Origin of the sequence: Rothia sp. HMSC066H02 (genome assembly GCF_001814995.1) — a bacterium.
GTDB classification, from domain to species: domain Bacteria; phylum Actinomycetota; class Actinomycetes; order Actinomycetales; family Micrococcaceae; genus Rothia; species Rothia mucilaginosa.
In genome coordinates, this window is sequence record NZ_KV818688.1 from 290,628 (window position 1) to 290,846 (window position 219).

Below are 219 nucleotides of genomic sequence, written 5' to 3' on the forward strand. Positions count from 1 at the left end.
AGAATCTTTCATTATTCGCCTTGATATACTTAGCGCTGGGCGAGGTAATCGCGCCTGACTGTTGAGAATCTTTCATTATTCGCCTTGATATACTTAAGACGGCTGCGTACGCACCGTCAACTTCGTTGAGAATCTTTCATTATTCGCCTTGATATACTTACATCATTTTTCGTTGCGCCGGTGAAGTCGTTGAGAATCTTTCATTATTCGCCTTGATAT